Genomic DNA, 723 nt, shown 5'->3' on the forward strand with positions numbered 1-723 from the left:
GCGGTAATCAAAATCACATCACAAGTTTGATTGTTCGAGCGCAGCGTATTCAGTATCTCCAACCCTGTACCATCCGGCAGATAAACATCCATCAAAAGCAGATCTGGCTTGAGCACTTCGAGCTGCATTTCCGCTTCTAATCGCGTCGTTGCAATGCCAACCACATCCAACCCTGCCAATTGGCTCAGGTATTTGTGGTGTAATTCAGCAATGGCAATGTCATCTTCAATGATCATCACTCGCGTTGCCATGTTCATACTTGTTCTTCCTTTGGCAAATACACGGTTATTCGCGTTCCATATTATGTGTTTGGTAGCATTTCAACATGCCCGTGATAGCGGGTCGCTAATTGGTTCACTAGGTGCAAACCTACCCCTCTATTTTGTCGAGATTTTGTCGAAATGCCTTTTTTGAAAAGGGTTTGAGGTTCAATGTTCTCTGGCAACCCACATCCGTGATCGCTGACTTCTAAAATTACTTCGTTGCCGTAATCGCTAACCGAGACTTCGATGTTTCGACGCTCTGATGCAACGTTGGATTCATTGCGAATAACGCTCAAAGTCGCATCAAACGCATTGTCGATCAAGTTACCTAAAATGGTGACCAGATCTTCCGAATTTAACCATTCAGAAAGCGGCTCCAAGCGACTGCCCTCCTCGACCACCAGCTGCAAACCCAGTTCTCGTGCTCGCTCTGTTTTGCCCAACAACATACCCGCAATAA

The 723-nt window shown here is 45.9% G+C and carries 2 protein-coding genes; both read right to left on the reverse strand.

The features are described 5' to 3' along the window. Positions 1 to 257 (reverse strand): response regulator (locus R7Q48_RS27255; RefSeq protein ID WP_318133378.1); only part of this gene is annotated, 257 nt, incomplete at its 3' end. Positions 258 to 301: 44 nt separating this feature from the next. Next, positions 302 to 723 (reverse strand): sensor histidine kinase (locus tag R7Q48_RS27260; protein ID WP_318133380.1); only part of this gene is annotated, 422 nt, incomplete at its 5' end.

It is taken from the genome of Vibrio sp. 378, from assembly GCF_033339435.1.